Genomic DNA, 24,575 nt, shown 5'->3' with positions numbered 1-24,575 from the left:
ATGGCTGTCCTCACCGTCAGCGTCGTCGCCGCCGACCACGAAGTGTGGTCGGGCGAGGCGAGCATGGTCGTCGCACGGACCGTGGAGGGGCAGATCGGTATCCTGCCCGGCCACGAGCCGCTGCTCGCCATCCTCGCCCAGGGCGAGGTGCGCGTGACCCTGAACGGCGGGGAGTCGATCGCGGCGCAGGCCGACGACGGCTTCCTCTCCGTCGAGAACAACACGGTTACCATCGTGGCGCGTCAGGCCGAGCTGGTCTGAGCATGTCCGACCCGAAAGCCCCGCTCGACCGACAGTTCGACGACGTCCGCGTCCCCGTGCTGATCGTGACGGCGGGGCTTCCTGGTTCGGGCAAGTCCACCATCGCGGAGATCATCGCGGGCCGGCTCGGCGCGACGGCGATCTCGGTGGACCCGATCGAGGACGCGATCCTCAAGGCCGGCATCGACTCCGACCAGCCGACCGGCCTCGCCGCGTACCTGGTCGCGGAGCGGATGGCCGAGCAGGTGCTCGTCAGCGGTCACTCGGTCGTCGTGGACGCCGTGAACGCCGTCGAGCCCGCGCGCCTGCAGTGGCGCGACCTGGCGGAGCGCTGCGGCGTGAAGCTGCGCGTGGTCGAGACGGTGTGCTCCGACGATGAGCTGCACGAGCAGCGTCTCGCGAAGCGCACGGGCCTGGGCGCCGCGTACGCGGTGGAGCAGAGCGTGGACGACTACGCCGAGTGGAAGGGCGCCGCGGCGTCGCTCCCGCGCGTGACCCTGGACACCTCCCGCCCGCTCGGCGAGAACGTCGACGCAGCCTTCGCCTTCCTGGAGGGCTGAGTGCTCGTCCTGCTGCCCCCGTCGGAGACCAAGCGCGACGGGGGAGAGGGGGAGCCGCTCGCCCTGAAATCCCTCGGCTTCCCGGCACTGAACGCGACGCGCCGGGCTGTCGTCGGCGACACGGTCGCGCTGTCGCGCACCCCGGAGGCCGCGGTCAGGGCGCTCAAGCTGGGCCCGAAGCAGGCGCACGAGGTGGCACGCAATCGTGGCCTCCGCCGGGCTCCGACGATGCCCGCGCTGCTGCGCTACACCGGTGTGCTGTACGACGCCCTGGACGCGGAGACGCTGACGGACGAGGAGTGGCGGTTCGCCGCGCGCAGCGTCGCGGTGCAGTCGGCCTTGCTCGGCCTCGTGCTCGCGGGCGATCCGATCCCCGCCTACCGGCTGTCGTTCGACTCGCGGCTCTCGCCCGCGCTCAAGAAGCGCTGGGCGGCGGTGTGCGCGGCGGAGCTGGCCCGGGTCGACGGGGTGATCCTCGACCTGAGGTCGGAGGGCTACGCCGCGCTCGGACCGCTGCCCGAGCGCGAGGGAGCGCACTACCTGCGGGTGCTCGCGCGGGACGAGACTGGCACCGTTCGCGCGCTCAACCATTTCAACAAGCAAGCCAAGGGCCTGTTCGCGCGTGCCCTCATCGAGCACGGCGAGGACTTCGCCTCCACGGAGGCCCTCCTCGCCTGGGCCGCCGCCGAGGGCTACGAGCTGACGCGCTCGGCGGACCGGGAGAGCGAGCTCGACCTCGTCGTCCCGGAGGTCGTCGGCGTGCCGGGGAAGCTCAGCGCGGTACTGCGTTCAGCACGCTGAGCATCTGCTTCGGAGCTGTGGTGCGCGAGGTGCAAGTGAGATATGCTCATCTCACGAGAGAAGGGACATCCCGTCAGTCCCGGCGCTGTGAACGCCGGAAGGCACCCACATACCAGTCGGGCCGACGCGCAGATCGCGGACACATCCTCGGATGTGCCGAGTCCGGAACCGGTGTGGCGGCAGCACAGTAGATTCCGCCTGCGGTCGGGCACGAGCGGACGCGTCGCCACCAGCGAGAACGGTTCCCAGATCGACTTCGTCGGCCCGACTCTCTCGTGGCCGCGGCTGCTGGGGCGCCAGACTGGCTCGGTGCGTCCCACGCGCAGTGCCTGTCACGCCGCGCGGAAGCAGCCCTCGAAGTGGTCGTCCACCATCCCGGTCGCCTGCATGAGGGCGTACATCGTGGTCGGCCCGACGAAGCGGAATCCCCGACGCCGCAGCTCCTTGCTCATCGCCGTGGACTCGGGCGTCACCGCCGGGACCTCGTGCCACTCCCGCGGTCTCGGCCGCGGGCCGGCCGGGGCGAAGCCCCACATCAGCTGCTCCAGCGGCACGTCGAGCGCGAGGGCGGCGCGCGCATTGGAGATGGTCGCCTCGATCTTGCCGCGGTGCCGGATGATGCGCTCGTCGCCCAGCAGCCGCTGGACGTCGGTCTCCGTCATGGCCGCGACACGTTCCGGGACGAAGCCGTGGAAGACCTCGCGGAAGGCCGGCCGGCGTTTGAGGATCGTGATCCAGGAGAGCCCCGCCTGGAAGCCCTCGAGGCAGAGCTTCTCGTAGAGCGCGCGCGGATCGTGCTGGGGCGTGCCCCACTCCTCGTCGTGGTAGCGCCGGTACTCGGGGTCGTTCGCCGACCACGAGCACCGGGCGCGGCCGTCGTCGCCGATCACGAGCGCGGTGCGGGCGACCGTCTCTGCCGGGAGGGTGGAGGTCTTCTCGGTGGTGGCTTCCGTGCTCATGCCGCGAGGGTGATCCCCTCGTGCTCCAGCAGCCAGAGCTTGGTGGGGATGCCCTCGCCTCCGCTGTACCCGGTGATCTTGCCGGTGGACGAGAGGACGCGGTGGCAGCCGATGATGATGGGCACCGGGTTCGCCCCGACCGCGCCGCCGATGGCGCGCCCGTAGCCCGGGTGGCCGAGCGCCAGCCCGAGTTCGCCGTAGGTGGTGAGCGTGCCGTACTCCAGCGCCGTGAGGCGCTCCCAGACCGCCGTGCGGAACGGGGTACCGATGAGGTGGACGGGCACGTCGAACTCCCGTCGCGTGCCGGCGAAGTACTCGTCGAGCTGGGCGGCCGCCTTCTCGAGCACGGCGTCGCGGTTCTCGGGCAGGCCGTCGTGGGGGAGCACATCGTCGCGTGCGATCGAGAGGGACGTGACGGCGTCACCGTCGCCGGTCAGCTCGATGCGGCCGATGGGGCTCGGCATCCGGAGGAGGAAGATCGTGGAACTGCTCATGGGTCGACTCTACGGGTGGCCGCCGACAGTGACTCGCGGAAATCGGACATCGGGGATAAGTCCCATTCCGGCCCGTTCTGTGGAGGACGAATCCGTTCGACCCGGCCGTGGACGCTGCCTAGACTCGACGGCATGGCGAACATCGAATACCGCACGCTCGGCGACTCGGGCCTCATCGTCTCGACGATCGGCCTCGGCTGCAACAACTTCGGCCGGGCGGGTACGGCCACCGAGACCCAGGAGGGCACCGACGCGGTGATCAATGCCGCGATCGACGCAGGCGTGACGTTCTTCGACACCGCCGACATCTACGGCAAGGAGCGGGGACTCTCGGAGACGCTGATGGGCGCGTCCCTCCGGGGCAAGCGCGACAGGATCGTGCTCGCCACCAAGTTCGGCATGGACATGGCCGGCGCGAACGGCCCGGACTGGGGAGTGCGCGGGTCTCGACGCTACATCCGCCTCGCCGTCGAGTCGTCGTTGCGGCGGCTGCGGACGGACTGGATCGACCTCTACCAGCTGCACCACCCGGATCCGGTGACCCCGATCGAGGAGACGCTGGAGACCCTGGACGACCTGATCGCCGAGGGAAAGATCCGCTACATCGGCCACTCGAACCTCGCCGGCTGGCAGATCGCGGAGGCCGAGTTCACCGCTCGGCTCGCCGGGCACCCGAAGTTCATCTCGGCTCAGAACGAGTACAGCCTGCTGGCCCGCGGCGCCGAGCGCGAAGTGCTTCCGGCGGTCAACGCCTACGGCCTCGGCTTCCTGCCGTTCTTCCCGCTCTACAACGGGCTGTTCACGGGCAAGTTCAGCCGCTCGGGCGGGCCGGCCGACAGCCGCATCATGATGATCCGCAAGCACCTGCTCGACGACGCGCCGTGGGACGCCATCGAGCGGTACCAGGCGTTCTGCGACGAGCGCGGCGTCACCATGCTCCAGGCGACCTTCGCCTGGCTGCTGGCCCAGCCGGGGCTCACCAGTGTGATCGCCGGGGCGACACGTCCCGAGCAGATCGTGGCGAACGCGGAGGCGGCGACCGCGTGGACGCCGTCGGCGGAGGACATCGCGACCATCTCGGGCTTCTTCCCGCTCGACCGCTGAACCCGGCAGGGTCTGTTCGCTCGCGGCGAACGCGATCGCCGTTGTGAGTGAGCACTCACTCCGCTTACGATTCCTGCGTGGAAACCGAGTTGGAGACGACGCGCAACCGCGCCCCATCGCTGCCGCCGGAGGACCGTAAGGCGATGATCATCGACGCGGTCATCCCGCTGCTGATCGAGCACGGCCGCGGGGTGACCTCGCGCCAGATCGCCGACGCCGCCGGGATCGCGGAGGGGACGATCTTCCGCGCGTTCGGCGACAAGGAGACGCTCGTCCAGTCAGCGATCGAGAAATACCTCGACCCGGAGCCGTTGCGTGAGGCGCTGCGTGCCATCGACCCGGGCCTCCCGCTGGAGCACAAGCTGCGCGCGATCGTCTTCCTGCTGCGCGAGCGGTTCCAGAATGTCATGCGCATCGTGACGGTGGTGGGTCATCAGCGCCCGCCGATCCCGCAGGAGCGAACCGAGTTCGCGGCCATCATCGCCCGCATCCTCGCTCCGGAGGCCGCCGAGCTGAACTGGCCGCCCGACCGCGTCGCGCACATCCTGCGCCTGATCAGCTTCTCGTCCGCATTCCCCGCGCTGAACGACGGTATCGAGTTCAGCGTCGACGACCTGGCCCGGATCGCCCTCGTGGGCATCGCCGGCCGATCGTTCGCCGGCCATACGCCCGTCACCACCGTCACGACCGCCGCCGACGCGGCAGATCTGGGAGAGCCCGGATGCTCCTGAAACTCCTCGGCCGCTACCTCCGGCCGCACTGGCCGCTCCTCATCGGGGTGGTGTTCTTCCAGCTCGCCCAGTCGCTGTTGTCGCTGTGGCTGCCGACGCTGAACGCCGACATCGTCGACAATGGCATCGCCAAGGGCGACACCGGCTACATCCTGTCGACCGGCGCGGAGATGCTCGGCGTGACCATCGTGCAGATCGCGTGCGCGATCACCGCGGTCTACTTCGGCGCCAAGGTGGCCATGCTGGTGGGCCGCGACCTGCGCGGCGCGATCTTCCACCGGGTCGGCGAGTTCTCCGAGCGCGAGGTGACGCACTTCGGGGCCCCGTCGCTCATCACGCGGAACACCAACGATGTCCAGCAGGTGCAGATGCTCGTGCTGATGACCTGCACGCTGCTGGTGTCGGCGCCGATCCTCGCGATCGGGGGGATCATCCTGGCGATGCGGCAGGACCTGCAGCTCTCCTGGCTGATCGCGGTGAGCGTCCCCGTGCTGCTGATCGCGGTGAGCATGATCATCGTCCGGATGATCCCGCTGTTCCGGAAGATGCAGGAGCGGATCGACCGGGTGAACCGGGTGCTGCGCGAGCAGCTCACCGGCATCCGCGTCGTGCGCGCCTTCGTGCGGGAGGACGTCGAGACGGCGCGGTTCACGGTCGCCAACGACGAGGTCACCGACACGGCGATCCGGGCAGGCCGCCTGTTCGCGCTCATGTTCCCGATCGTGATGCTGGTGCTCAACGTCTCCAGCGTCGCCGTGATCTGGTTCGGCGCCTACCGGGTGGCCGACGGATCGATGCAGATCGGCACGCTGACCGCGTTCCTGCAGTACCTCGCACAGATCCTGATGGGCGTGATGATGTCCACGATGATGGCGGTCCTGGTGCCGCGCGCGGCGGTCTGCGCCGACCGCATCGGCGAGGTGCTGAACACCGAGCCGTCGGTCAGCCCCGTCGCGAACCCGGTCACCGAGGTCACCGCGCGCGGGACCGTCGAGTTCGTCGGCGTCGGCTTCTCCTACCCGGGAGCCGAGCAGCCGGTCCTCAGCGACGTGACCTTCTTCGCGGAGGCCGGCAAGACCACCGCGGTGATCGGGAGCACGGGCGCAGGCAAGACGACCCTCGTCAACCTCATCCCGCGGCTGTTCGACGCCACGACCGGAATCGTGCTGGTCGACGGCGTGGACGTCGCCGAGCTCGACCCCGAGCTGCTCTGGTCGCGGATCGGCCTGGTGCCGCAGAAGCCGTATCTGTTCTCCGGCACCGTCGCGAGCAACCTCCGCTACGGCAACCCGGACGCCACCGACGACGAGCTCTGGCGGGCGCTGGAGATCGCGCAAGCGAAGGGCTTCGTGGAGGAGATGCCAGAGAAGCTGGACGCCCCGATCGCCCAGGGCGGCACGAACGTCTCGGGCGGCCAGCGGCAGCGCCTCGCCATCGCCCGCGCGCTGGTGCGCCGGCCGGAGATCTACATCTTCGACGACTCCTTCTCCGCCCTCGACACCGCGACCGACGCGCGCCTGCGCAGCGCCCTCGCGCGGAACGAGTCGCAGGCCACCATGATCGTCGTGGCCCAGCGGGTGTCCACGATCATCGACGCCGACCAGATCGTCGTGCTCGAGGACGGCCACGTGGTCGGCCGCGGCACGCACGCCGAGCTCGTCGAGACCAATCCCACCTACGCCGAGATCGTCTCGTCGCAGCTCACCGCGGAGGAGGCGGCATGAGCCGCGCAGACGGCGCCCGCGGCGGCGCGACGGCCCAGCAGGCGCAGCAGACTCCCGTGCGGACGCCCGTCCGCCGCGGCCCGGGAGGCGGCGGGCCGTTCGGCGGGATGACGATGCCCGGCGACAAGTCGCTGAACTTCGGCCCCTCGGCCAAGCGGCTCGCCCGGCGGCTGCGGCCCGAGGCGGTCGGGATCGTGCTCGTCACGGCCCTGGCGGTGGTCAGCGTCGTGTTCGCGGTGCTCGGGCCGAAGCTGCTCGGCAACGCGATCAACCTCGTCTTCGCCGGGGCGATCTCGGCTCACCTGCCGGCGGGCATCACTCAGGCGCAGGCCATTGCGGGTCTTCGTGCGAGCGGCCAGGGGCAGCTCGCCGACCTCATCTCGGGGATGACGCTGACGCCGGGGCAGGGCATCGACTTCACCGCGGTCGGCCACGTGCTGATGTGGGTGCTCGCCCTCTACATCGCGTCGTCGCTGTTCGCCTACCTGCAGGGCTACGTGCTCAATGGGATCACGCAGCGCACGGTGTACCGGCTGCGTCAGGACGTGGAGGCCAAGATCCACCGCCTCCCGCTGACCTACTTCGACACGATGCAGCGCGGCGAGCTGCTCAGCCGGGTGACGAACGACATCGACAACATCTCGCAGACCCTCCAGCAGACGATGAGCCAGCTGCTCACGTCGCTGCTGACGGTGATCGGCGTAACCGTGATGATGTTCGTGGTGTCGCCGCTGCTGGCGGTGATCGCGCTCGTCACGATCCCGCTGACCCTCGTGGTGACCATGCTGATCGCCAAGCGCTCGCAGCGGCTGTTCGTGGCGCAGTGGCGCAACACCGGCGAGCTGAACGGCCAGATCGAGGAGGCCTTCACCGGTCACTCGCTGGTGAAGGTCTTCGGGCGGCACCGCGAGGTGGAGGAGCGGTTCCGCTCCAAGAACGAGGAGATGTACCAGGCGAGCTTCGGCGCGCAGTTCATCTCCGGCCTGATCATGCCGTCGATGATGTTCGTCGGGAACCTGATGTACGTCGCGATCGCCGTGGTCGGCGGCCTCCAGGTGGCGAACGGCGCGATGCAGCTCGGCGACGTGACGGCGTTCATCCAGTACTCGCGCCAGTTCACGCAGCCGCTGACCCAGCTCGGGTCGATGGCGAACCTGTTGCAGTCGGGCGTCGCCAGCGCCGAGCGGGTCTTCGAGCTGCTGGACGCCGAGGAGCAGAGCCCGGACCCGGCCGTGCCGGCCAGCCCGCAGGGCACCCGCGGCCGGCTGGCCTTCGAGAACGTGTCGTTCCGGTATCTGGCCGACACGCCGCTCATCGAAGACCTCTCGCTGGTGGCGGAGCCCGGCCAGACCGTGGCGATCGTCGGGCCGACCGGCGCGGGCAAGACCACCCTGGTCAACCTGATGATGCGCTTCTACGACCTGGACTCCGGCCGGATCACCCTCGACGGCGTCGACATCGCGACGATGACCCGGCACGACCTCCGCGACCGGATGGGGATGGTGCTGCAGGACACCTGGCTGTTCAAGGGCACGATCCGCGAGAACATCGCCTACGGCCGCCCGGACGCGACGGAGGAGGAGATCCTGGACGCGGCGCGGGCCACCTACGTCGACCGGTTCGTGCACTCGCTCCCGGACGGCTACGACACGGTGCTGGACGACGAGGGCTCGAACGTGTCGGCGGGCGAGAAGCAGCTGCTGACGATCGCCCGGGCGTTCCTCGCCCGGCCGAGCGTGCTCATCCTGGACGAGGCGACCTCCTCGGTCGACACCCGCACCGAGCTGCTCGTGCAGAAGGCGATGAGCGCGCTGCGCGCCGACCGCACCTCGTTCGTGATCGCGCACCGGCTGTCCACGATCCGCGACGCCGGGCTCATCCTCGTGATGGAGGCCGGGCGCATCGTGGAGCAGGGCACCCACGCCGAGCTGCTGGCCCGCGGCGGCGCCTATTACACCCTCTACAACGCCCAATTCGCCGCCCCCGCCGAGGAAGAGGCCTAGGCGCCCCTCCGATTCGTGCCGAATGTCGATTCACGCGACTCCACAGGCGACATTCGGCACGAATGTGCGGGGTCAGAGGCGTGCCCGGACGGCGCGCACGCACCAGAAGAGGCCGTATGCGATGAGGCCGAGGGCGATCACGACCAGCGCGACGACCCCGAACGGCGCGCTCGCCAACGTCTTGAGGCTGCCGTCGAGGCCGGTCGCCTTCGACGGGTCGTAGGTCACCGCACCCAGGATCACCAGGCCGCCCACCAGCACCAGGGCGACGCCCTTGGCGATGTAGCCGACGCGGCCGAGCGCGCTGATCGCTCCCGCCCAGCGGTCCGGGGGCAGCTTCAGGTCGCGTTCGAACCGGCTCGTCACGCCGTTGCGGAAGAACTCGACGCCGACGGCGACGACGATCAGGCCGATCAGGCCGAGGACGAAGACACCGCCAGGGAACGCGAGCAGATGCGCGCTGCCCGATTTCTGCTTGCCCGTGGAGTTGTGGCCGCCGCCGAGGGAGACCGAGATCGTGATGACCGCCAGCGCTCCGTAGACGACCGCCTTGGCGACCTCCACGACCTTCGTCATGGCCCCGTGCGCGGTGACAGCCACCAGGAGCTGCCACAGCGCGAGCACGATCAGCCCGATGACGATCAGCCAGAGCACGAACACGCCTCCGGGCACCGAGGCGACGGCCTGCATGGCGCCGGACTGGTCGGCCGTGCCACCCGCGCCGAAGGCGACGGCCAGCGCGATGACGCCGATCAGGATGTGCAGGAGGCCGATGGAGGCCAGCCCCACGCGGGTGAGGATCCGCAGGGTGGTGCTGTGCTCCAGCCGGGAGGCTGTTCGGGAGGGTGCGCCGCTCATACCGTGCACGGTACGCGGGGTCCCGGACGCTCGGAATCTCGGGTACCGTAGATAGCTGGGTCCGCCGCGCCGTCGCGCGGCGGCGAAGATCTGAATAGAGGAGGCCGGCATGGACATCGACCTCAGCGTCTTGCGTCTCATGGAGCGCGAGAAGGAGATTCCGTTCGATGAGCTGGTGCAGATCATCGAGCAGGCGATCCTGACCGCGTATCTGAAGCACACCAACCAGGCCGACCACCGCCACGGGCACAGCGATCAGCCGCCCGCCGCGCGCGTCCACCTGGACCGCAAGACGGGGCATGTCACCGTCTACGTCCCGGAGCGCGACGAGGAGGGCAACGTCATCGGCGAGGCCGAGGACAGCCCGAGCGACTTCGGCCGCATCGCGGCGTTCGCCGCCAAGCAGGTGATCAACCAGCGGCTGCGCGACATCGCGGACGACGCGGTGCTCGGCGAGTTCCGCGGCCGCGAGGGGGACATCGTCGCCGGTGTCATCCAGCAGGGCCCGAACCCGCGCATGGTGCACATCGATCTGGGCAGCGTGGAGGCCATCCTGCCGCCCGAGGAGCAGGTGCCGGGCGAGGAGTACACGCACGGGTCCCGCATCCGCGTGTACGTCACGAGCGTGGCGAAGGGCGCAAAGGGCCCGTCGATCACGGTCTCGCGCACCCACCCGGCGCTGGTGCGCAAGCTGTTCGCGCTCGAGGTGCCCGAGATCGCCAGCGGTGTCGTGGAGATCGTCTCGCTCGCCCGCGAGGCGGGGCACCGCACCAAGATCGCGGTGCGCGCGACCGAGCCCGGTGTCAACGCCAAGGGCGCCTGCATCGGCGAGCTCGGCCAGCGCGTGCGCGCGGTGACCGCGGAGCTCAACAACGAGAAGATCGACATCGTCGACTACTCGCCCGACCTCGCGACCTTCGTCTCGAGCGCGCTCTCGCCGGCCAAGGTGACCAGCGCCTTCGTGATCGACGAGTCGCTCAAGGCCGTGCGCGCGCTCGTGCCCGACTACCAGCTCTCGCTCGCGATCGGCAAGGAAGGTCAGAACGCGCGCCTCGCGGCGAAGCTGACCGGCGCGAAGATCGACATCCAGCCCGACTCGATCCTGGACGAGAAGTAGACGCCGACCGAAGGAATGCGAAACAGCGGCGGAGCGTTGTCTTGAAAGGCGGCGCTCCGTCCTGATTCGGCGCAGAGATGCGTGAGGGGTAAGATGGAAGCCGTCAGAACGTGCGTCGGATGCCGTTCTCGCGCTCCCCGATCCTCTCTTCTGAGGGTCGTCCTCCGGAATTCGGAACTCGTGGCGGACCCGTCCGCCACTCTCCCCGGACGGGGCGCGTGGCTGCATCCGGTCGACGAGTGTCTCGATCTCGCACTCCAGCGCAAGGCCTTCGGGCGGGCGCTGAAAGCGGACGGGGCGCTCGACCCGACGGCCATCCGGGCCGCACTGCGACCCCGGGTGGCATTGAGAGAACAGGCTGAAGAAGCAGTGACTTCACATGAGTGACAACAAATGAGCGGCTCGAAATGAGTGCCGTCCGCAACTAACGCCTGCCCTGTCCGGGGTGGGCCCCAGACAGGAGAATTGTGGCTGCAAAACCACGCGTACACGAGGTCGCGAGCGAGCTCGGCGTCGACAGCAAAGTCGCGCTCGCGAAACTCAAGGAGATGGGCGAGTTCGTCAAGGGCCCGTCGTCGAGCATCGAGCCCCCGGTAGCCCGCAAGCTGCGCGCCGCCCTGGAGGCTGAAGGCTTCACCGCCGACAAGGCGTCGGCGCCCAAGGCAGAGGCCCCGCGCCCCGCCGCGCCGCGCCCGCAGGCGTCGAGCGAGTCCGCCGCTCCCAAGCCGCAGCGGCCGCTCTCGGTCGCCGAGCGTCAGGCCGCCGCCGAGAAGGCAGCGGCAGAGAAGGCCGCCGCCGACAAGGCCGCGGCGGAGAAGGCCGCGCAGGCGGCTCCCGCCGCGTCCGCCACCACCGACGCCGCCAAGCCGGCCTCGCCGCGCCCCGGCGCGAGCGGCGGCTCCGGCGCCGGCAGCATCCCCCGCCCCGGCGCCCCGCGCCCGGGCAACAACCCGTTCTCGTCCAGCCAGGGCATGGGCCAGCGGCCCAGCACCCCGCGGCCCGGGAACAACCCGTTCTCCAGCTCGCAGGGCATGGGCTCGCGCCCGAGCCCGGGCAACATCCCGCGCCCGGCACCGCCGCGTCCCGGCTCGCCGCGCATCGGCGCGCCCGGCCAGGGCGGCGGAAACCGTCCCGGCCCGCGCCAGGGCGGCGGCGGACGTCCCGGCTTCCAGCAGCGCCCCGGTGGCGCCGGTGGCGGCGCGGGCGGCGGCTTCCAGCGCCCGGGCGGCGGCACGGGCACCGGTTTCGGCGCCCCGCGTCCGGCCGGCGGCGGTGGCCGCGGCCGTGGTCCCGGCGGCGGCACGGCCGGCGCGTTCGGCCGTGGCGGCGGCAAGTCCAAGGCCCGCAAGTCGAAGCGCGCGAAGCGCCAGGAATTCGAGATGCGGGAAGCTCCGTCGCTGGGCGGCGTGAGCGTTCCCCGTGGTGACGGCGGCACGGTCGTGCGCCTGCGCCGCGGCTCCTCCATCTCGGACTTCGCCGACAAGATCGACGCGAACCCCGCGTCGCTGGTCACCGTCCTCTTCCACCTGGGCGAGATGGCGACCGCGACCGAGTCGCTCGACGAGGCGACCTTCCAGATCCTCGGTGAGGAGCTGGGCTACAAGATCCAGGTCGTCTCGCCCGAAGACGAGGACCGCGAGCTGCTCGAGGGCTTCGACATCGACCTCGACGCCGAGCTGGAGGGCGAGTCCGACGAGGACCTCGAGATCCGGCCCCCGGTCGTCACCGTCATGGGTCACGTCGACCACGGTAAGACGCGCCTCCTCGACGCCATCCGCAACGCGAACGTCGTCGCGGGCGAGGCCGGCGGCATCACCCAGCACATCGGCGCCTACCAGGTGTGGACGGAGCACGACGGCATCGAGCGTGCCATCACCTTCATCGACACCCCGGGTCACGAGGCGTTCACCGCCATGCGTGCCCGCGGTGCGCAGGTGACGGACATCGCGATCCTCGTGGTCGCGGCCGACGACGGCATCATGCCGCAGACGATCGAGGCGCTGAACCACGCCCAGGCGGCCAACGTGCCGATCGTGGTCGCGGTCAACAAGATCGACAAGCCGGACGCCAACCCGGCCAAGGTGCGCCAGCAGCTCACCGAGTTCGGCCTGGTGGCGGAGGAGTACGGCGGCGACGTGATGTTCGTCGACGTGTCGGCCCGCAACAACATCGGCATCGACTCCCTGCTCGACGCGGTCCTGCTGACCGCCGACGCGGGTCTCGACCTCCGTGCGAACCCGAACAAGGACGCGCGCGGTGTCGCGATCGAGGCGAAGCTCGACAAGGGCCGCGGCGCCGTGGCGACCGTGCTCATCCAGTCCGGAACGCTGCGCGTCGGCGACGCGATCGTCGCGGGAACGGCCTACGGCCGCGTCCGTGCGATGGCGGACGAGAACGGCGAGCCCGTCATCGAGGCGGCTCCGTCGCGTCCGGTGCAGGTGCAGGGTCTCTCCAGCGTCCCGCGCGCCGGTGACACCTTCATCGTCACCGAGGAGGACCGCACCGCCCGGCAGATCGCCGAGAAGCGCGAGGCCGCCGAGCGCAACGCGCAGCTGGCGAAGGCCCGCAAGCGCATCTCGCTCGAGGACTTCACCCGTGCTCTGGAAGAGGGCAAGGTCGAGGCGCTCAACCTCATCATCAAGGGCGACGTGTCCGGTGCCGTGGAGGCGCTGGAGGAGTCGCTCATGAAGATCGAGGTCGACGAGTCGGTCTCTCTGCGCATCCTGCACCGCGGCGTCGGCGCGATCACCGAGTCGGACATCGACCTGGCGACCATCGACAACGCGATCGTGATCGGCTTCAACGTCCGCCCGGACGTGAAGGCGCGCGAGCGTGCGGCCCGCGAGGGTGTGGACGTCCGCTTCTACTCGGTCATCTACAACGCCATCGAGGACATCGAGAACTCGCTCAAGGGCATGCTCAAGCCCGAGTTCGAAGAGGTCCAGTCGGGTGTGGCCGAGATCCGCGAGGTGTTCCGCTCCTCCAAGTTCGGCAACATCGCCGGTGTCATCGTCCGGTCCGGAACGATCACGCGCAACGCCAAGGCGCGCGTCATCCGCGACGGCGTGGTGGTGGGGGACAACCTCGCCATCGAGTCGCTGCGCCGGTTCAAGGACGACGTCACCGAGGTGCGCACGGACTTCGAAGCCGGTATCGGCCTCGGCAAGTACAACGACATCCAGGTCGGCGACGAGATCGAGACCACCGAGCTGCGGGAGAAGCCCCGCGCTTGAATCGGTAGCATGTGAGGCCCGGCGGGAGACCGCCGGGCCTCCGGCTTCCGCACCGAACCATCCAAGGAGGACCCCATGGCCGACCCGGCACGCGCGAGGAAGCTCGCGGACAGAATCCAGGTCATCATCGCCAAGCGGCTGGATCGCGGCCTCCGCGACCCGCGGCTCGGCTTCGTGACGATCACCGACGTGCAGGTGACGGGCGACCTCCAGCACGCGACCGTGTTCTACACCGTCTACGGCACCGATCAGGAGCGCGCCGACACCGCCGCGGCCCTGCAGGCGGCGACCGGCATGCTCCGCAGCGAGGTGGGCAAGAACATCACCGCGCGGCTGACGCCGACGCTGACCTTCCAGCTCGACGCCATCCCCGAGAACGCCGCCCACATCGAGGACCTGCTGCGCCAGGCGCGCGAGCACGACACCGAGGTGGCGGGCCTGGCCTCCGGCGCGAGTTACGCCGGCGACGAGGACCCGTACGTGAAGCCGCGCGAGGACGACGAGGAGGACTGACGCCATGTACGCCGTCTCGTTCTACGACCCCGACCCCGACACCACCCCGGAGCGCTTCCAGCGCGTCGTCGAGGCCTACCCGCGCCACAAGGCGTACCTCGACGCGTTCGCCGCGGAGACCGGCGACGTGCTGATGATCGGCACGTTCGGCGACCCGGGGACGCAGGGGTCGATGGCGGTGTTCCGGTCGCGGGAGGCCGCGGAGCGGTTCCGCGACAGCGACCCGTTCTTCACCGAAGGGCTGGTCTACCGGTCGCGGATCCTGGACTGGGATCCGATCGTCTTCGCGGAGTCCTGAGCCCCCGCATCCTCAGGGCAGCGTGTAGCCGTCGCCCTCAGCGACCGCGAGCCCGTCGGCGACCAGTCCGCGGAGCGCGCGGTCGCGCTGCTCCGCGTCCGGCCAGACGTCTTCCAGTTCGGTGGCGGTGACCGGGATGTGCGAGCCGCGCAGCTCGGCGAGGATGCGGCCGCGCACCTGGCGGTCGCTGCCCTCGTACTTCTTCTGGACCGCTTTGCGCGGGCCGGCGTAGGCGGGGTAGCCCGCCGTGCGCCACGCGCAGGCCGCCGCCAGCGGGCACTCGTCGCAGCGCGGCGAGCGGGCGACGCAGACGATCGCGCCGAGCTCCATCATCCCGGCGTTGAACGCGGCGGCCGCCGGGCGGTCGTCGGGCAGCAGCGCCGTCATCGCCGCGAGGTCGCGCCGGGCGCTCGGCGGCCCCGGCTCGCCCTGGCCGTCGACGGCGCGCGCGATGACGCGGCGCACATTGGTGTCAACGACCGGATGGTGTGCCCCGTACGCGAACACCGCAACGGCGCGCGCGGTGTAGTCGCCGATCCCCGGCAGCGCGAGCAGCGCCTCCACGTCGTCGGGCACGACGCCGCCGTGCCGCTCGGTGATCGCGACCGCGGCTGCGTGCAGCCAGAGCGCGCGGCGCGGGTAGCCGAGCGACTGCCAGGCGCGCACCGCCTCCCCGGGCGGGACCGCCGCCAGGTCGGCGGGGGTCGGCCAGCGGGTCAGCCACTCCTCGAGCCGTGGGATCACGCGCGCCACCGGCGTCTGCTGCAGCATGAACTCGCTGACCAGAGTGCCCCACGGGGTGAAGCCGTCGCGGCGCCAGGGGAGGTCTCGGCGGTTGGCGTGGTACCAGTCGACCACCGCCGTGGCGAAGGCGCCGGGTTCGTCCGGGTCGGGCATGCATCGAGGCTACCGGGTGCGGCGGCCTATGCTCGTTCCATGATGCTGCCGCCGACGCCGCGGGTGACCGCCCTCCGCGAGATCGTGGCGGAGGTGCGCGCCCTCGCCCCGGGCGGCCGGGTGGTGGTCGCGGTGGACGGCGGCGGGGGCACCGCGACTTTCGCGGACGACCTCGCCGTGGTGTTCCGCGAGTCCGGGGTGGACACGCACCGCGCGTCGGTCGCCGACTTCCACCGGCCCCGAGCCGACCGGACTTTCTTCGGCCCCGAGACGCCGGAGCGCTATTACCGTGACGCCTTCGACTACTCGACGTTCCGCCGGGTGCTGCTCGACCCGTTCCGGATGGCGGGCAGCACCGGGTTTCAGACGGCCGCGTTCGACGAGGTGCGCGACGCGCCGGTCGGCGCCAGGTGGGAGACCGCTAAGCCGGACGCCGTGCTCGTGATCGACGGCGAGTTCCTGCTGCGGCCGGAGCTGCGCCGGGAGTGGAACGCGTCGATCCTGCTGGTCAACACGCCGGAACGGGCCGTTTACGAGGAGGACGCCCGGCCGCGGGCGTTCGCCACCATCCTCGTGGACGACTCCGACCCGCTCGTGCCGGTGCGGGTGCCGCGGACCGAGCCGGCCTAGCGGGCCAGCAGGGGAGCGAGCCGGCGCGCGACGTCGGCCGGTGCGATGAACGCCTTCGTGGCCTCCACCTCGTGCACCAGGGCGGTCAGAGTCGCGTTGACCGGCGCCTCCTGCCCGATCGCGCGCGCCTCGGCGACGACCGCGCCGTTCAGATAGTCGATCTCGCTCACCTGGCCGCGCCGGATGCTCTGCAGGGTCGAGCCGGGGTTGGGCGTAGCGCCCATCCTGCGGCGCATCAGCAGCGGGACGACCTGCGCCAGCCAGCGCGGCGACACGGCGACGAAACGCAGGATCCGGTCGTCCAGGCCCTGGATGCGGCCGAACCGCACACCGCGCGCGATGCCGACGCGGACCGCCTCCTGGAGGCTCGCGGTGATGATCGGCCGCAGCAGGCGGCTGCCGAGGGTCTCCTGGGCGCTGAGACCGGTGATCGCGGGCATGGCGTTGACCTGGTTGACCATGAGCTTGGTCCACTGGCAGCCGGTGAAGTTCTCGACCGCGAAGCTGGGCATGGCGGCGTCGAGGATGCGCGCGGCCTCCACCGCGCTCGCCGGCGGCTCGCCGTCGCCCGCGCCGAGGTAGGTGTTCGCGGTGGTGGTGACCGTGACCCGCCCGGGGGAGAGGTAGCTGGCGGCGTACAGGGCGAGCGCACCGACGCAGTCCGAGCCCGGGAGCAGCTCGGTGGCGACCCGCAGGCCGGCGAGGCCGTTCTGGACGACCACGACCGTGATGCCGTCGAGGAGTGCGGCGTTGTCGCGGATGGCAGCCTCGGCGTCCTGCGCCTTGGTGCAGACGAACACCAGCTCCGGGCGGGTCTGCAGCCGTTCTGCCGCGGCGACCCGGGCGGTGTGGGCGCCCCAGCCGCCGTCGAGCCGGAGGCCGTCGGCGCGGATGGCGGCGAGTTGCTCGCCGCGGGCGGTGACCTCCACCAGGTGGCCGACCCGGTCGAGGAGCGCCGCGATCGTGCCGCCGATTGCCCCTGCTCCGATCACGCCGATTCGCACGCCCTCCAGCCTAGGTGAGCGAACGAACTGGCAAGACACGCCGTCTCGCACGAGCGCGAGACGGCGTGTTCTGCCAGGTGGATCGTCGGCTACTCCGCGAGGACCGGGGTGGGCTCGGCGGTGGCCTCGGCCGCCGCGGCGGCCGCGAGGGCGTCGGGCTCGGGCTCGGCGGCGTGCGCGGCGGCCGCGAGCTGCGCCGCTCGGCGGCGGCTCGGCAGGGCGACCGAGATCACGGCCGCCAGGGCCAGCGCGCCCGCACCCACCCAGACGGCCGGGATGGCGGCGCTCACGTAGCCGGTCGGGGTCAGCGTGCCGCCCGCGCCGGTGAACACCGCGGTCAGCACCGCGACGCCCAGGGCGACGCCGATCTCCCGCAGCGTGGAGTTGGTGCCGGACGCCTTCGCGTGGTCGGCCGGCCGCATGTTCGCCAGCACGGCGGTCGAGCTCGGCGCGAACACCAGGCCCATCCCGACGCCGGCGAGCAGGAACGGCGGCCACATCTGCGAGTACGGCAGGTCGGCCGACAGCGTCCCGGCGATCCATGCCATCGCTCCCGCGAGGAACACCAGCCCGACGACGATCGGGAGTCGGGTTCCGGTGCGCCCGGACACGAGCCCGGTGAGGGGCGCGACGACCATCGGCGCCAGCGTCCACGGCATGGTCATCACGCCGGCCTCCAGGGGGGTATGCCCCTGCACGACCTGGAGGAACTGGATGAGGATGAAGATCGCGCCGAAGATCCCGAAGCTGAACGTGACGCCGACGAGGTTCGCGACCGTGAAGCTGCGGTCGCGGAACAGCCGGAGCGGCAGCAGGGGAGCGGACGTGCGCGACTCCCAGAAGACGAACGCCACGAGCAGCGCGCCGCCCGCGATCAGCGAGAACAGCACCTCCGCGCTGTCCCAGCCCGCGTCGTTGCCGCGGACGATGCCGTAGACGAGTCCGAGCACGCCCGGTGCGGCCAGCAGCAGGCCGACGATGTCGGCGCGCACCCGGTCGCCGAAGCTGTTCGGGATGGCCAGCAGCACGAGCGGGACGGCGATGACGCCGAGCGGGACGTTCAGCCAGAAGATGGCCTGCCAGTTCCAGCCCTGCACGACCGCGCCGCCGATCAGCGGGCCGAGGGCGACCCCGAGACCGGAGATGCCTCCCCAGATGCCGATCGCGGCCGGACGGAGGCGCTGGCTGACGCTGCCGGCGAGCAGCGTGAGCGACAGCGGGAGCAGCGCCGCGGCGCCGGCGCCCTGCACGGCGCGGGCCGCGATCAGCATCCACGGCTCGGTGGCGAGGGCGCTCGCGGCGCTGGCGAGGGTGAAGACGACGATGCCGCCGAGGAAGACCGAGCGGCGGCCGAGCCGGTCGCCCATCCCGACGGCCATCAGCATGAGCGTCGCGAAGCTGAGCGTGTAGGCGTTGACGACCCACTGCAGCTGCTCGATGGACGCGCTGAGGTCGCGGGCGATGACGGGGAGGGCGCTGGTGACGACCAGGTTGTCGAGGGTCGCCATGAACATCGGGAGGGAGGCCGCGACGATCGCGAGCCAGACGGGGACGCGGCGGGCGGTCGAGCTGGGCCGGGCCGGGCTTTCGGTGCGGAGAGAAGTCATGAGACGTTCGCTTCCTGGGTCGATGACGGGATTCGCGGGTGGGTATGTTCGGGTATCATTCGGAAGTAATCGAATGATTACAACGAACTGTAGTAATCGACTGATAACATGTCAAGCATGACTTCGGCGATCAGTGAACGGATCCCCTCGGCCGAGCGCCGCGAGCAGATCCTCGGCGCGGCGAGCCTCGTGTTCGGGGAGCGCGGCTACTTCGGCGCGACCACCGACCAGATCGCCAAGGCGGCCGGGATCAGCCAGCCCTACGTGGTGCGGATGTTCGGCAGCAAGGAGACCCTCTTCGTCGAGGTGCTGCAGCGCGCGCTCGACAAGCTGATGGCGAGCTTCCAGTCCACGATCGACGACTGGAAGGCCGAGGGCTCGCCGGCCGGCGAGGACGAATCCGTGGGCGGCCTCCACGAGATCGCCCGCCGGCTGGGGCTGGCCTACGTCAACCTCCTCGAGGACCGCGGCATCCTGCTCTCGCTCATGCAGGCATTCGCGATGGGCAACGATCCCGTCATCGGCGCGCGCGCCCGCGAAGGCTTCCTCGGGATCTACAAGATGGTCCGCGACCAGGTCGGCTTCTCGCCGGACGAGGCGCGCAGCTTCCTCGCCGAGGGCATGCTGCTGAACACGCTGCTCGGGCTCAAGCTGCCCGCCGAGTACGGTAAGGATGTGTGCGCCACCGAGATCATCGAGTCCACGTTCCGCACCAAGCTGCAGCTCGTCCTCGACGTCGCCGGCGAGAACGCATGACGGGCAGCGGTCTCATCCTGGTCGACAAGCCGGGGGGCTGGACGAGCCATGACGTCGTCGCGCGCGTGCGCCGGCTGGCCGGCACCCGCAAGGTGGGCCACGCGGGCACGCTCGACCCGATGGCGACGGGGCTGCTCATCCTGGGCCTCAACTCCTCCACGCGGCTGCTGACCTACATCGTCGGCGCCGACAAGGAGTACCTGGCGACCATCCGGCTCGGCGCGACAACGACGACCGACGACGCGGAAGGGGATGTGGTCGCGGAGGCCGATCCGGCCGCCGTCGCCGCCGTGTCGGACGAGGACATCGCGCGCGGCATCCGGGCACTCACCGGCGAGATCGAGCAGATCCCGAGCTCGGTGAGCGCGATCAAGGTGGACGGCAAGCGCGCCTACGCGCGGGTCCGCGCGGGCGAGGAGGTCGTCCTCCCGGCGCGCGCGGTGACCATCGCGGAGTTCGAGCTGCTGGCGGCGCGAAGGCTGCCCGGACCCGAGGCGCCGGTCGCGATCGAGGTCGACGTCCGCGTGGTCTGCTCCTCCGGCACCTACATCCGGTCGCTCGCACGCGACCTCGGCGCGGACCTCGGCGTCGGCGGCCACCTCACCGCGCTGCGCCGGACGTGGGTCGGCCCGTTCGACGTGCGCGAGGCCGGCGAACTCGATACGCTCGATCCCGCGGCGGCCCTCATCCCCGCCGCACGAGCCGCCTCCGCCCTCTTCGAGACGCTCGAGCTGACCGAGCAGCAGGCGATCGACCTCACGCACGGCCGGCGCATCCACATCGCCGATCGGGAGGGACCGGGAGGCGGACCCGTCGCGGCCATCGCCCCCGGCGGCCACCTCGTGGGACTCATCGAGTTCCGCGGAAAGGAAGCCAGGACACTCGTGAACTTCCCGACCGACGAGATCGCCTCCGCATGATCGAGTGGTTCGTGGCGCTGCAGGTCGGCGTCGCCGTGGTGGCCGGCGTGCTCTGCCTGGTGCTCGGGTTCGCCGGGCGCGTCCCCGGCGACGTGAGCATGGGGGCCGTCGCGCTGGTCGAGTTGCTGCTGATCGTCCAGCTCGTGATGGCGATCGTGGCCCCGCTGGTGGGCAACCCGCCGACCGGCAGCCTCGCGGAGTTCTACATCTACCTGATCTCGGCGATCCTCCTGCCGCTCGCCGGCGGGTTCTGGGCGCTGATCGAGCGCAACCGCTGGAGCACCGTCATCCTCGGCGGCGTCTGCCTCGCCATCGCGGTGATGGTGTACCGGATGGGGCAGATCTGGTTCGTGCAGGGCGTCTGACCGCGCGCGAGCAGACGTCGGCAGCGCGAATAGAATCGTTACCGATGTCCCACCACACCATGTCCGCCCGCGAGCAGAGCGGGGGCGACGCGCCCAGGCGCCGCGTCTCCGGCGTCGGCCGCGTCCTCGTGTTCGTCTACGGCGTGCTGGCGCTGGCCGCGACCGGTCGCAGCGTGTTCCAGATCATCGACCGCTTCCACGAGGCGCCCGTCGCGTTCACGCTGTCCGGCCTGTCCGCGGTCGTCTACATCGTGGCGACCGTCGCGCTCATCGCGCCGGGGCGTGTCTGGTACCGGGTGGCGTGGATCACGATCACCTTCGAGCTGGTGGGCGTGCTGGTGATCGGGACGCTCAGCCTGTTCGCGCCGGCGACGCTCGGCCTCCACGACATCGACCCGTTCGGCCGCGACGCGACCGTGTGGTCCGTCTACGGGATGGGCTACCTGTTCGTCCCGCTGGTCCTGCCGATCCTCGGCCTCCTCTACCTGTCGAAGCACAAGCCGCGCGACGGGGAGCCTTCGTGAGGGTGTTCGGCTCCGTCGAGGAGATCCCCGACGGCTTCGGGCCGAGCGCCGTCACGATCGGGAAGTTCGACGGCGTCCACACCGGCCACCGCGCGGTGATCGAGCGGCTGCGCGCCGTCGCCGCCGAGCGCGGGCTGACCGCGGCGGTCATCACCTTCGACCGCAACCCGCTGGAGCTGCTCGCGCCGGAGAAGTGCCCGGCCTCCCTGATGAGCAACCGGCAGAAGCTGGAACTGCTCGCCGAGACCGGGATCGACGCGACCCTGATGGTGGCCTTCGACCGGGCGCTCGCGGACCTGCCTCCCTCGGAGTTCGTGCACCGCATCCTGGTCGAGCGGCTGCACGCCGCCGCCGTGCTCGTCGGAAGCGACTTCCGGTTCGGCGCCCGCGGCGTCGGCGACGTCGAGCTGCTGCGCGAGCTGGGGGAGCGGTACGGCTTCACGGTGGAGCTGATCGACGACGTGCGGCCGGAGCACGGCCGCCGGGTGTCCTCCACCTGGATCCGGGAGCTGCTGGCCGCCGGTGACGTCGGGCACGCCGCCGAGCTGCTCGGCACCGTCCCGACCGTGCGCGGGGTCGTCGTCCACGGGGCGGCGCGCGGCCGCGAGCTCGGCTTCCCGACCGCGAACCTGTCGCCGGAGTCGGAGGGCCTCATCCCGGCCGACGGCGTCTACGCCGGCTGGCTGACCGACGACGATGGCACCCGCTATCCCGCCGCGATCTCGGTCGGCAACAATCCGACGTTCGAGGGCGTGCCGCAGAAGCAGGTCGAGGCCTATGTGCTCGACCGCGAGCTCGACCTCTACGGTCACACGGTCGACGTGGCGTTCTCGGAGCGCATCCGCGGCATGGTCGCGTACGAGGGGATCGAGCCGCTGATCGCGCAGATCGCCGCGGACGTGGAGCAGGCCCGGCGCATCCTGACGGCCGAGCGCGCGTGAGCGAGCACTCGCCGGACATCGCGTCCACGGCCTCCGCGTCCACGGCCTCCGCGCCGCGCCCGCTCTGGCAGGGCCGGACGGTCGCGCTGCTCGGCATCCTGCTGGTCGCGGCCAACCTGCGCACGGCGGTCGCCGCGCTGTCGCCGATCTTCGCGGAGATCCGCGTCGAGTTCCCCGTGTCGAGCGTCGGCGTCGGGCTGCTCGGGATGCTGCCTCCCGTCTGCTTCGCGCTGTTCGGTCTGCTGGCTCCGATGTTCACCCGGCGCGCGGCGCTGGAGGCGGTGCTGCTGATCGCGCTCGGCGTGATGCTGGCCGGGCACCTCCTCCGTGCGACGGCCGGGTCGTACGTCATGCTCGCGGTCGGGTCGGCGGTCACCTTCGCGGGCATGGGCGTCGGCAACGTCCTGCTGCCTCCGCTGGTCAAGCGCTACTTCCCCGACCGGATCGGCCTGGTGACGGCGCTCTACGCGACGGTGATGTCGGTCAGCACGCTCCTGCCGCCGCTCGTCGCCGTGCCGGTCGCCGACACGGCCGGCTGGCACGTGTCGGTCGGGATGTGGGCGCTGGTCAGCGTGCTGGCGATCGTGCCCTGGCTGCGCATCCTGATCACGCACCGGCCCGCGCATCCCGCGCACGACGTGGAGGTCGAGGAGGCCGACCACTCGCTGGTCCGGCGGATCTGGCGTTCGGGCCTGGCCTGGGCGATGGCGGTGGTGTTCGCGGTGTCGAGCCTGAACGCGTACGCGATGTTCGCCTGGCTGCCCCAGCTCGTGCACGACGTCGCGGGGACGCCACCGGCGGAGGCCGGAGCGCTGCTCTCGGTCTACGCCGGGATGGGCATCCCGGCCGGGCTGCTCGTGCCGCTGCTGGCCGCGCGGATGCGGAACGTCTCTGCGCTGATCTACGCAGGCGTCGCGTTCTTCGTCGCGGGTTACGCCGGGCTGGTGTTCGCGCCGGGGGTGGCGACCTGGCTGTGGGTGGCGTTCGCCGGCCTCGGCCCGCTGCTGTTCCCGCTGAGCCTGGTGCTGATCAATGTGCGCACGCGCACGCACGCCGGGTCGGTGGCGCTGAGCGGCTTCACCCAGGGTCTCGGCTACACGCTCGGGGCGCTGGGACCGCTGGCCGTGGGCCTCCTCCACCAGGTGACCGGCGGCTGGACGGTGCCGCTCGTGGTGCTGACCGCGACCGCCCTCGCCGCCGCGGGGGCCGGAGCCGTCGTCGCGCGCCCCACCCCCCTCGAAGACCGCTGACCACCACGCGAGTACGTAGATAATCTGCGTACACGGCGGTTTCCAGCGGATTTCTCGCGTACTCGGCGGCTAGAGGGCCGGCAGCATCGCGGCGCGGTGGATGAGGGCCGCCGCTCCGATGAGCGGGCCCTCGGAGGAGAGGGCGCTCGGGACGATCCGCACCTTGCGGACGAACGGGAAGTAGTGCGCCTCGATCACCTCGCGCATGTGCGTGAACAGGTCGGGCGTGGAGTGCGAGAAGCCGCCGCCGATCGCGACCAGCTCCAGGTCGAGCAGCGCGGTCGCGGAGGCGATGGCGTGGCCCACGGCGCGGCCGGTGCGGGTGATCGCCGCCACGGCGATCTCGTCGCCGGCGGCGTACGCGGCGGCCAGCTCCTCGCCCGTGTCACCGGTGAAGCCCTCGCCGCGCGCCCAGGCGACGGTGTGCGGACCGGAGGCGATTGCCTCCAGAGCGTAGGGGGCGCCGAAGGTGTCCTCACCCCGGGTGGCGCCGACCTCCACATGCCCGATATGTCCGGCGTTCCCCGTCGGGCCGGTGATGACCCGGCCGTCGACGATCAGGCCGCCGCCGATGCCTGTCGAGATCACCATCCCCATCACGTTGTCGACGCCCTGCGCCGCGCCCACCCAGTGCTCGGCCATCGTGATGGCGACACCGTCCATCTCCAGCGTCACCGGCACGTCGAGGCCGAGGGAGGCGACGACCGAGCCGATGAAGTCGCGGAGCGGGTAGTCGCGCCAGTCCGGCACGTTCAACGGAGAGACGAGCCCGCGCCTGCGGTCGATCGGGCCGGCGCAGCCGATCCCGACGCCGACGATCGTTGCGCCGTCCGGGAGAGCGGCGGCCGCGTCGCGCACGACACCGCCGACGGAGGTCTCCAGGTCGGCGACCGTCGCCGTGCGGCCGGTCGGGAGGCGGTGGCGGGAGCCGGGGAGGAGGACGCCGTCCGCGTCCACGAGGGCGGCTTCGACCTTGGTTCCGCCGAAGTCGACGGCGAGTGCGAGGGGAGTGGCAGACACGAGCC

Annotated in this window: 26 protein-coding genes; 19 read left to right on the top strand and 7 right to left on the bottom strand. The window is 71.0% G+C overall.

Annotated elements, in window-relative coordinates; genetic code table 11:
• From AC1ROW_RS05135 to AC1ROW_RS05125, 3 genes are read left to right on the top strand one after another with little or no spacing between them, the layout of a single operon-like run.
• Entirely contained in the window at positions 1-261 is a 261-nt protein-coding gene (locus tag AC1ROW_RS05135) for a F0F1 ATP synthase subunit epsilon (protein WP_185277966.1), read from the top strand.
• A gap of 2 nt (positions 262-263) precedes the next feature.
• Positions 264-821, top strand: coding sequence for a P-loop nucleotide/nucleoside kinase family protein (locus tag AC1ROW_RS05130; protein ID WP_493017760.1), 558 nt, complete (start codon positions 264-266; stop codon positions 819-821).
• Positions 822-1,622, top strand: a complete 801-nt coding sequence (locus AC1ROW_RS05125; RefSeq protein ID WP_493017759.1) for a YaaA family protein — start codon at positions 822-824, stop codon at positions 1,620-1,622. It begins immediately after the preceding gene.
• A 332-nt stretch (positions 1,623-1,954) separates the two neighbouring features.
• Here AC1ROW_RS05125 and AC1ROW_RS05120 read toward each other — a convergent pair whose 3' ends face one another.
• A complete protein-coding gene (locus tag AC1ROW_RS05120) occupies positions 1,955-2,581 on the bottom strand; it encodes a DNA-3-methyladenine glycosylase I (protein ID WP_493017758.1) in 627 nt (208 codons plus the stop codon).
• A complete protein-coding gene (locus tag AC1ROW_RS05115; RefSeq protein WP_493017757.1) occupies positions 2,578-3,075 on the bottom strand; it encodes a methylated-DNA--[protein]-cysteine S-methyltransferase in 498 nt (165 codons plus the stop codon). The genes AC1ROW_RS05120 and AC1ROW_RS05115 overlap by 4 nt, the downstream gene beginning before the upstream one ends.
• 132 nt (positions 3,076-3,207) lie before the next feature.
• On the opposite strand from AC1ROW_RS05115, the gene AC1ROW_RS05110 reads away from it, so the two are divergent.
• The 4 genes from AC1ROW_RS05110 to AC1ROW_RS05095 all read left to right on the top strand — a co-directional run bounded on the left by AC1ROW_RS05110 (position 3,208) and on the right by AC1ROW_RS05095 (position 8,637).
• Positions 3,208-4,179, top strand: a complete 972-nt coding sequence (locus AC1ROW_RS05110; RefSeq protein ID WP_493017756.1) for an aldo/keto reductase — start codon at positions 3,208-3,210, stop codon at positions 4,177-4,179.
• Positions 4,180-4,256: 77 nt separating this feature from the next.
• Positions 4,257-4,910, top strand: a complete 654-nt coding sequence (locus AC1ROW_RS05105; RefSeq protein ID WP_493017755.1) for a TetR/AcrR family transcriptional regulator — start codon at positions 4,257-4,259, stop codon at positions 4,908-4,910.
• Positions 4,901-6,634: an ABC transporter ATP-binding protein gene (locus AC1ROW_RS05100; RefSeq protein WP_493017754.1), complete on the top strand. Its 1,734-nt coding sequence runs from the start codon at positions 4,901-4,903 to the stop codon at positions 6,632-6,634. Before AC1ROW_RS05105 ends, AC1ROW_RS05100 begins: the two co-directional genes overlap by 10 nt.
• Positions 6,631-8,637: an ABC transporter ATP-binding protein gene (locus AC1ROW_RS05095; RefSeq protein ID WP_493017753.1), complete on the top strand. Its 2,007-nt coding sequence runs from the start codon at positions 6,631-6,633 to the stop codon at positions 8,635-8,637. The genes AC1ROW_RS05100 and AC1ROW_RS05095 overlap by 4 nt, the downstream gene beginning before the upstream one ends.
• A gap of 72 nt (positions 8,638-8,709) precedes the next feature.
• Here AC1ROW_RS05095 and AC1ROW_RS05090 read toward each other — a convergent pair whose 3' ends face one another.
• Positions 8,710-9,495 carry a DUF1206 domain-containing protein gene (locus AC1ROW_RS05090; RefSeq protein WP_493017752.1) on the bottom strand — a complete coding sequence of 262 codons (786 nt, stop codon included), beginning with the start codon at positions 9,493-9,495 and terminating at the stop codon, positions 8,710-8,712.
• Between the two features lie 109 nt (positions 9,496-9,604).
• Here AC1ROW_RS05090 and nusA point away from each other — a divergent pair, with 109 nt between their 5' ends.
• The 5 genes from nusA (at position 9,605) to AC1ROW_RS05065 (ending at position 14,656) form a co-directional block, all read left to right on the top strand.
• Entirely contained in the window at positions 9,605-10,612 is a 1,008-nt protein-coding gene (gene nusA / locus AC1ROW_RS05085; RefSeq protein WP_493017751.1) for a transcription termination factor NusA, read from the top strand.
• A gap of 93 nt (positions 10,613-10,705) precedes the next feature.
• A complete protein-coding gene (locus AC1ROW_RS05080; protein ID WP_493017750.1) occupies positions 10,706-10,999 on the top strand; it encodes a YlxR family protein in 294 nt (97 codons plus the stop codon).
• 80 nt (positions 11,000-11,079) lie between these two features.
• A complete protein-coding gene (infB, locus tag AC1ROW_RS05075) occupies positions 11,080-13,845 on the top strand; it encodes a translation initiation factor IF-2 (RefSeq protein WP_493017749.1) in 2,766 nt (921 codons plus the stop codon).
• 75 nt (positions 13,846-13,920) lie between these two features.
• On the top strand, positions 13,921-14,358 hold the full coding sequence (gene rbfA / locus AC1ROW_RS05070; RefSeq protein ID WP_493017748.1) for a 30S ribosome-binding factor RbfA: 438 nt from the start codon (positions 13,921-13,923) through the stop codon (positions 14,356-14,358).
• Positions 14,359-14,362: 4 nt separating this feature from the next.
• Positions 14,363-14,656 (top strand): YciI family protein, encoded by a 294-nt coding sequence (locus AC1ROW_RS05065; RefSeq protein ID WP_493017747.1) that lies wholly within the window; start codon positions 14,363-14,365, stop codon positions 14,654-14,656.
• Between the two features lie 12 nt (positions 14,657-14,668).
• Here the strand turns inward: AC1ROW_RS05065 and AC1ROW_RS05060 are convergent, their stop codons facing one another.
• Positions 14,669-15,553 (bottom strand): HhH-GPD family protein, encoded by an 885-nt coding sequence (locus AC1ROW_RS05060; protein ID WP_493017746.1) that lies wholly within the window; start codon positions 15,551-15,553, stop codon positions 14,669-14,671.
• 39 nt (positions 15,554-15,592) lie between these two features.
• Here AC1ROW_RS05060 and AC1ROW_RS05055 point away from each other — a divergent pair, with 39 nt between their 5' ends.
• Positions 15,593-16,183, top strand: coding sequence for a nucleoside/nucleotide kinase family protein (locus tag AC1ROW_RS05055; protein ID WP_493017745.1), 591 nt, complete (start codon positions 15,593-15,595; stop codon positions 16,181-16,183).
• On the opposite strand, the gene AC1ROW_RS05050 is transcribed toward AC1ROW_RS05055, so the two are convergent.
• Together AC1ROW_RS05050 and AC1ROW_RS05045 are read right to left on the bottom strand one after the other, a co-directional pair.
• Entirely contained in the window at positions 16,180-17,187 is a 1,008-nt protein-coding gene (locus AC1ROW_RS05050; protein WP_493017744.1) for a ketopantoate reductase family protein, read from the bottom strand. The genes AC1ROW_RS05055 and AC1ROW_RS05050 overlap by 4 nt on opposite strands.
• Before the next feature lie 89 nt (positions 17,188-17,276).
• Positions 17,277-18,794 (bottom strand): DHA2 family efflux MFS transporter permease subunit, encoded by a 1,518-nt coding sequence (locus AC1ROW_RS05045; RefSeq protein ID WP_493017743.1) that lies wholly within the window; start codon positions 18,792-18,794, stop codon positions 17,277-17,279.
• Positions 18,795-18,902: 108 nt separating this feature from the next.
• On the opposite strand from AC1ROW_RS05045, the gene AC1ROW_RS05040 reads away from it, so the two are divergent.
• Genes AC1ROW_RS05040 through AC1ROW_RS05015 form a run of 6 tightly spaced genes read left to right on the top strand, consistent with a single transcriptional unit; the run spans position 18,903 to position 23,550 of the window.
• Positions 18,903-19,550, top strand: coding sequence for a TetR/AcrR family transcriptional regulator (locus AC1ROW_RS05040; RefSeq protein ID WP_493017742.1), 648 nt, complete (start codon positions 18,903-18,905; stop codon positions 19,548-19,550).
• Entirely contained in the window at positions 19,547-20,470 is a 924-nt protein-coding gene (gene truB / locus AC1ROW_RS05035; protein WP_493017741.1) for a tRNA pseudouridine(55) synthase TruB, read from the top strand. Before AC1ROW_RS05040 ends, truB begins: the two co-directional genes overlap by 4 nt.
• Positions 20,467-20,835 (top strand): hypothetical protein, encoded by a 369-nt coding sequence (locus AC1ROW_RS05030; protein ID WP_493017740.1) that lies wholly within the window; start codon positions 20,467-20,469, stop codon positions 20,833-20,835. The genes truB and AC1ROW_RS05030 overlap by 4 nt, the downstream gene beginning before the upstream one ends.
• Positions 20,836-20,879: 44 nt before the next feature.
• Positions 20,880-21,359: a hypothetical protein gene (locus tag AC1ROW_RS05025; RefSeq protein WP_493017739.1), complete on the top strand. Its 480-nt coding sequence runs from the start codon at positions 20,880-20,882 to the stop codon at positions 21,357-21,359.
• Entirely contained in the window at positions 21,356-22,300 is a 945-nt protein-coding gene (locus tag AC1ROW_RS05020; RefSeq protein ID WP_493017738.1) for a bifunctional riboflavin kinase/FAD synthetase, read from the top strand. The genes AC1ROW_RS05025 and AC1ROW_RS05020 overlap by 4 nt, the downstream gene beginning before the upstream one ends.
• Complete coding sequence (locus tag AC1ROW_RS05015) at positions 22,297-23,550, top strand: MFS transporter (RefSeq protein WP_493017737.1); 1,254 nt, start codon at positions 22,297-22,299, stop codon at positions 23,548-23,550. The genes AC1ROW_RS05020 and AC1ROW_RS05015 overlap by 4 nt, the downstream gene beginning before the upstream one ends.
• A gap of 69 nt (positions 23,551-23,619) precedes the next feature.
• Here AC1ROW_RS05015 and AC1ROW_RS05010 read toward each other — a convergent pair whose 3' ends face one another.
• Complete coding sequence (locus AC1ROW_RS05010) at positions 23,620-24,570, bottom strand: ROK family protein (RefSeq protein ID WP_493017736.1); 951 nt, start codon at positions 24,568-24,570, stop codon at positions 23,620-23,622.
• Positions 24,571-24,575: the final 5 nt, after the last annotated feature.

It is taken from the genome of Leifsonia sp. GW821-FHT13C09, from assembly GCF_058806435.1.
Note: the sequence above shows the minus strand (reverse complement) of the source record. Positions and strands in the feature narration are given on the sequence as shown.